Origin of the sequence: Proteiniphilum sp. UBA1028, from assembly GCF_002316955.1 — a bacterium.
Classification (GTDB): domain Bacteria; phylum Bacteroidota; class Bacteroidia; order Bacteroidales; family Dysgonomonadaceae; genus Proteiniphilum.
The window spans coordinates 88,399-95,316 of record NZ_DCEN01000025.1 but is presented as its reverse complement, the minus strand read 5'-3'; the positions used below and the strand labels follow the sequence as shown (position 1 = coordinate 95,316).

The 6,918-nt window shown below is 46.0% G+C and carries 6 protein-coding genes; all 6 read right to left on the bottom strand.

Annotated elements, in window-relative coordinates:
• Positions 1 to 141 precede the first annotated feature (141 nt).
• Positions 142 to 633 (bottom strand): hypothetical protein, encoded by a 492-nt coding sequence (locus B3Z75_RS03355; protein WP_294067748.1) that lies wholly within the window; start codon positions 631 to 633, stop codon positions 142 to 144.
• Positions 634 to 670: 37 nt separating this feature from the next.
• Positions 671 to 1,636, bottom strand: a complete 966-nt coding sequence (locus B3Z75_RS03350) for an aldo/keto reductase (RefSeq protein ID WP_294067747.1) — start codon at positions 1,634 to 1,636, stop codon at positions 671 to 673.
• A gap of 25 nt (positions 1,637 to 1,661) precedes the next feature.
• Positions 1,662 to 3,497 (bottom strand): DNA mismatch repair endonuclease MutL, encoded by a 1,836-nt coding sequence (gene mutL, locus B3Z75_RS03345; protein WP_294067745.1) that lies wholly within the window; start codon positions 3,495 to 3,497, stop codon positions 1,662 to 1,664.
• A gap of 18 nt (positions 3,498 to 3,515) precedes the next feature.
• Entirely contained in the window at positions 3,516 to 3,848 is a 333-nt protein-coding gene (locus B3Z75_RS03340; RefSeq protein WP_294067743.1) for a hypothetical protein, read from the bottom strand.
• 66 nt (positions 3,849 to 3,914) lie between these two features.
• Entirely contained in the window at positions 3,915 to 5,501 is a 1,587-nt protein-coding gene (locus B3Z75_RS03335) for an OstA-like protein (RefSeq protein ID WP_294067741.1), read from the bottom strand.
• Positions 5,489 to 6,850, bottom strand: coding sequence for a peptidylprolyl isomerase (locus B3Z75_RS03330; protein WP_294067739.1), 1,362 nt, complete (start codon positions 6,848 to 6,850; stop codon positions 5,489 to 5,491). Before B3Z75_RS03330 ends, B3Z75_RS03335 begins: the two co-directional genes overlap by 13 nt.
• Between the last annotated feature and the right edge of the window lie 68 nt (positions 6,851 to 6,918).

Below are 6,918 nucleotides of genomic sequence, written 5' to 3'. Positions count from 1 at the left end.
TGAGCTACTTCCGCAACAAACCCATTTTTTGCGAGTGCAAATGTAAAGATGTTTCTCCGCTTTTCAAAGCATTTTGGCCAAATTTTACAAATTGACGGGCAATTTCCTTAGTTGATTGCATAAAGCAGATCTGGAGAAGGGTCAGTTGGTTATACGATAAACCCCATTTTGCCTCATCACGCGATAACTTTGTAACGCTTCGGTGGCCGGTCCTCTCTCCGGCGCACCAAAGCCGGACATAATATCACCGAACGTATTGCCATACATTGTAACGAACACAGATCCACACTCGGGACATTTTGCTTTTCCGTCATCACGCGGTTCTACTCTTATATGTTTGTCGTCTTCATAGGGACAACAAAGATCATAAGCATAAATGCCATTGCCGGTGGCATCGGTTACCACCAACAAGCCGGCATAGCCAAAACGGTCGGAATCCACACGCCGGTCTTTCTCTGTAAAGATTTTATATGACAGCGCATTGTTCAAAATATGATCATAACTGCGTAAGTCAATGGTAAAATTGACAGGCGCAAAGGGAATAGTGAATTCGTCCGTTTCATCAGTGCAACCCGTGAAACAAAACAATCCTGCGAGCATGATCACCAGGCAACAGATCAACCGAAAATGCATGTATGCAGCATTCCGACTCTTAACAATATGGTAATGATTACAGTGTAGCACCGTCGAGAATCGCATCTATCTGGTTTAATTCTTCTTCAGTGAAAGCAAGGTTTTCCAGCGCTTTCAAATTATCGTTCAGCTGTTCTATATTGCGTGCGCCCACAATAAGGGAAGTAACCCTCTCGTCTCTTAATGCCCAAGCCAGTGCCATCCCAGCCATTGTCTGGCTCCGTTGTCCGGCGATCTTATTAAGCATCTTCACCTTCTCCACCAGTTCACCGGTAACCTGTTCCTGTCGAAGGAATCCGGCAGGATCTGCTGCACGGGAATATGCAGGAATGCCGTTGAGGTATTTATCGGTAAGCACTCCCTGCGCCAACGGAGAAAATGCGATGAAGCCCGATCCGTATTCTGCAGTGATATTCAGAATCTCTTCTTCTGGCTTGCGGTTGAACATGCTATACTTATCCTGAAAGATAAGACAGGGCACATCCCGTTCTTTCAGATAGTTCATTGCTTTGCGGGCCTGGAGAGGCGGGTATTTTGAAATCCCCACGTAGAGCGCCTTGCCTTGACGGACGATATCCACCAAAGCCTGCATGGTCTCTTCCACCGGTGTAGCGGGGTCATATCGGTGGGAATAAAAAATATCGAAATACTCCAATCCGGTGCGTTGCAGGCTCTGGTTGATGCTCGCCATAATGTTTTTCCTCGATGAGCCATCGCCGTAGGGACCATCCCACATGAGATGCCCCGCTTTGGACGAAATAATCATCTCGTCACGATGGAAAGCGAGGTCCTTTCTGAGAATTTTGCCGAAATTCATCTCTGCCGATCCGGGAGGAGGCCCGTAATTGTTCGCCAGGTCAAAATGGGTAACTCCCTTTGCGAAAGCCTGTAGAATCATTGCACGTGATGTTTCATAGTCCGCGGCATGTCCGAAATTATGCCATAGTCCAAGGGATATTTTGGGCAATTGTAATCCGCTGTTGCCACAATAAGCATAGTCCATAGCGTCTAAATAAAAGATAAAAAAATTACTGCAATCTCTTCTCAATATCCTGGTCGGAAATCATACTTATTACACGTTGTCCATCGGGTGTATACGTGGGCGTTTTTGATGCAAAAAGCTGACTTACAATAAGAAGCATCTCTTCCGATGTCAATATTCTTCCATAGGGAATAGCTGTCATACAGGCAAAAGAAAGTGCCATCGACTCCTGTATCTCTGCCTTAACGTCGCTTCCCGTTTCCATGCTTTTTCCGATAATTGTCCGGATAAGAAGTGCCGCATCCAAATTTTCAATTTCGGACGGCACACCCTGCACAGCAAAACTGTGATTACCCAAGTGGCTCAACTCAAAGCCCAAAGCTTCCAAATCATCCTTGAGGGATGGCAATGAGGCAGCTTCGGCTGCCGACAATTCGAGTACTTCCGGAAATAACACACGTTGCGTCACCCCTTTCCTGTGCCTTATTTGCTCCATGTACCTATCGAAAAGTATACGCACATGTGCTTTGTGCTGATCAATGATCATCAGCCCCGATTTCACGGAAGTGAGAATATATTTTTGTTTATACTGATAATGTTCAGGATAAAGTTCCGTCTCCGGGTGATCAGAATTTGTTCCGGGACTTTTAAAAAGATTTCCCTGTACATGGATTTCCACTTCGGGTTTCAGTTCCTTTTCCTTCTCAAAACCTTGGTACAATTGTTCCCATCCAAATGCGGGGGGGGAAAAAGATTTACTTTCCGGACGTGGGTTGTGAAAAGGATTATAACCTGAGTTCACATTCACCCTCGGCATGGGTGCACTACGCGAAGGATCATAAATAGGAATCTCCGGTGCATCGTCGGTATCAAAGTCAATGCTGGGAATAGCATTGAATTTACCCAGGGACTCCTTTACCGTAACCATGAGAATCTGCCAGAGGGCCTGTTCATTTTCAAACTTTACCTCTGTTTTTGTGGGATGGATATTGACATCGATCGTATCGGGGTCCACCTGAAGATAAATGTAATAGCCCGGCTTTTCGTTCGCGGCAATCAACGGCTCAAAAGCCGTCATCACCGCCCTGTGAAAGTAAGGGTGACGGATATAGCGGTTGTTTACGAAAAAAAATTGGCTAGCTCTCCCTTTCCGGGCAAATTCAGGGCGGGCTACGTATCCGTGAATTTTACCGAGCGTGGTCTCTTCATTTATCTCAATCAACTGCTGGCTGACACTCTTCCCCTCCAGCTGCACGATACGTTGCCGCAAGCCCGCTTTAGGCAGATGTAGCGTTTCAAGATCATTCTCGACGAGGGTAAACTCAATATCAGGATTCACCAACGCAATACGTTCAATTTCAGAAAATATATTACGACGTTCTGTCTCGTTCGATTTCAAAAATTTCCGACGTGCAGGGACATTGAAAAAGATGTTCTTCACAGAGACTGATGTTCCCTCAGCACAGGAAATGAGCTCCTGCTTTTCCAGCCTCGAACCGTTTATTACCACCAGTGTACCTAATTCATCTTCTTCGCGGCGGCTCTTTACCTCAATCTGCGATATTGCAGCAATGGAAGGGAGCGCCTCACCACGGAATCCCATCGTGGTAAGCGAAAATAGGTCATCTGCATTTTTTATTTTTGATGTTGCATGACGTTCAAAAGCCATCCGTACGTCGGTACCCGACATGCCCTTTCCGTCATCAATCACCTGAATGAGCGTACGTCCTGCATCTTTAATGTATATCCGGATATGCGATGCTCCGGCATCGAGCGAATTTTCCACCAACTCCTTCACTACCGATGCAGGTCGTTGAATTACCTCACCCGCAGCAATCTGGTTAGCGATGGAGTCTGGAAGAAGATGTATGATGTCTGGCATAAAATGAATGTCTGATTCCTATCCCAATAACCAGAACAAGAAAATTGCAAAAAGAATGATTAGTATAATTATAAGTAACCCGTTATTGGAAAAAAAAGTACCCTGACCCGAAGCTTCCCGCACCTTCCTTTTTTTCAGATGACGGGTTTGCGAGATAAATTCAGCCTTGAAATCTTTCCGCTCCGCAACTTTTTTTTCGGATACGGCCGGCTGTATACCCATTTCTTTTTTTATCTCTTCGATCCGGTTTTGCAGTTTCTCCTTACGTGCATCTTCCTCCGGATCATGAAGGATAGGCGTATAATTAAATTTACGCGGCTTTCTGTTATTATAGAAAAAAAAAGTGCCCATAAGTGAAAAGTATTTTAGTTGTTACAAACATAGGGAATCCCGTGACGATTTACAAGCCCGGTATTCTTACAACGTAATGTCCTCTCTCTCGAAACGCCGTTGACGTTGTTCCACTGCTTCCGAACTGCGTCGTTGATTGCTGCGGAAAATATCACTGGGTCCCGCCGGACGTAAATAATCGAGCCAAACGAAGCCTTTCAGGCGTGAATCCTCCGGTTTCAGCTGAGGCAAAGGGGTTGTTACAGCAGTGGTGGACGACCACAGCTTCAACCGTTTGATCTGTTCGTTTTCAATATCCATGGAAAGATAAGCACTCTCCGTTTTGTTTAAACCAATGATGGTACTGTCTTTCTCTACCAGATAATAGAGAGACTCAGCATTGCCTTCCACCAGCACATGATAAAGATCACCATCACGAAAGAAAGCTGTCATATCCCTCCCGCTCAACTGATTATATTGCTGTTGTTTTCCTCTGTCCTGAATGGCCAGCGCATAATCCTTCACAACTGCTTTTTCTATGGTGGAGTCGTTCAAAAAAACATTTATCTGATTTCCCGAAATCTGGTTGTTTTTGTTCCAGACCACCGGATCGCCAATCATATACACCATGGAATCACGCGAAGAGTAATGCAATGAGTCGCATATTCCCTGTAGATCGGTACGAAAAAAACGCACCTGATAGTAGGCTTTGATATCACGGTGCACAGAATCGGTGATCATCACCAACGTGTCTCCATGCACGTACAGGCTCTCCTCCTGCGAGTAGTCGATGGCGAAAGCCGAATCGGTGGCCAGTCCGTATTCAGTTTTTTCGTTATAAAATCCATAGTTCCCCTGGAGAATGGCCTTTCTCTTTTTGTCCTCAAGGAACATGTTGCCAAAGACCTCCCCCTCCCCGGTCTGACGGTTATAGAGAATAGTATCGCCTATGAGGACTTTGGTCCCGTCGTTGCTGTAAACTTCCGAACGGTCCAGCAGTCGCGATTCTTCGGTCACCGTGTTATACCATCCGTTACTGGTGTACACGTAACCGCTATCTGACACAATGCGAGAAGGCCCCAGGATGTCGGCGTATTTCGTTTCAGTATTGTATTTCAACGTATCTGCATAGATGATATAATCCTCGTTTACCAGTTTTACGCTGTCGCTGAACAATGCCTGTTTGGTATCGGGACTATACTGTCCCCAAAACGATGTCAGTTCATTTTCTTCGTCTACCAGCATCCCTCCCTCAAAATAATAACCGAGATTCATCATCCTGTCGTAATCGAGGCTATCGGTAAAAAGTGTAGCTGTACGGTCTTCCATCCGGATATTATTCCGAAGTTGTGCCAGACGGGTGTTGCCGTCATAATGAAGATAGTCTCCATATACAAAGATGGTATCTCCCTGTTCCATGCGCACGTTACTGAATGCCTCGAATGAGTTGGTCTGCTGATAGAGATAGGCACTGTCGCAATACATAAAGGCACCTTCGTGAAAAAACGTAACGTTGCCAGTCAGAATTTCGGCATCAAAGCCGCTTCGTTTACTCCACAAGTCGGCCTGCCTCAACTCGATGATGCGGGTATCAGGCTCTGTTGATGGAGGTTCTGAAGGAGGTTGCAGCGCCTGTGTTGCAGCTAATAAAACAAAAAGGATTATTTTAGCCATCCCTTATATTTGAGTTCACACCCCTGCCATGCAGGGTCTATACGGACATATGTTTTGCCGATTTTCTCCTGAAGCCACTCATCCACCAGCTTCTGCTGTCTGGCGTTTTCCGCCATTTGTTTAACAATCTGGTAGTCGTTGTTGATATTGGCCTTATGCCCTTCATTACGTGCGGAGATCTTCACCATCGCCGCCACCTGTCGTCCTTTCTCGTTGAGCATGATAAACGGTTCAGAGACCTCACCCTCTTTCATTTCGCCCGCAACTTTTGCGATGTCCTGATTCAGTTCGTTCAGGGCAAAACGCGGGGTTCCGCCATTGGGTCCCCGGCTATTGTTCACCATGATTCCCTTGTTGTTGCGCGTGTCTTTATCAGCCGAAAGGAAGGTAGCAGCCTCATCGAACGTGATCTTTTTCTGTAAGACTCCGCTGCGAATAGAATCAAGCCTCACCAGTGCTGTGTCGAGTGACTCCTGTGGAACTTTGGGTTTCAGCAGAATATGCCGGAAATTACCCATATCTCCCCTACGCTCTACCAGCTGGATGATGTGAAATCCATATTCCGTTTCAACAACATTCGACACCTTTTTCGGATCGTTCAGGGAAAAGGCAACATTGGCAAACTCGGGAACCAACTGCGAACGGGTCATAAATCCCATTTCACCTCCTTTAATCGCAGAGGGATCCTCGGAATGCAGCAGCGCCAGAGTAGAGAACTCCCTTTCTCCGTTGTTTATCTGATTCGTGTATTCACGCAATCGCTCTTTCACCTTGTCAATTTCTTCAAGAGGGACTTTCGGTTCCACCGTGATGATCTGCACTTCCAACGTTGTAGGGATGAAAGGCAAGCTGTCCTGTGGAAGGCTGTTGTAATATTTCCTTATCTCCGAAGGGGTCAGTTGTACACTTCCGAAGTGTTTCTGCTGCACGCCCTCCACGAGTTGCTGTTCGCGTATTTGTTCACGCAGGTCTTCCCTGATGCCGGCAATGCTTTTTCCATAATATTCTTCGAGCCGCTCCACAGAACCCGTGGAAGCGATATATTCATTGACCAGATACTCGAGTGTACGATTCACATTGGACTCCTGCACTTCAATACTGTCCAGTTTGGCCTGATCCAGAAAGAGCTTCCGGATGGCCAGCTGCTCAGGAATAAAACAATAGGGATCCCCCTCAATGCGCTGATTCTGCATCAGGATCTCCTTACGGTATTCTTCCACCTCCGATTTCAGGATGGCTTCGTCGCCCACAACCCAGACAATCTCATCGATTATATTATTTTGTGCCACAAGAAAATGTGTGGCAGACAACAAAATCAAAAAGAACAATATTTTCAAGGAATACTTCATATTAATTGATTTACCGATTTAGCCGTATGGAGACTCAGTCGTTTCGTTACAGAATCCACCGCCTCTTT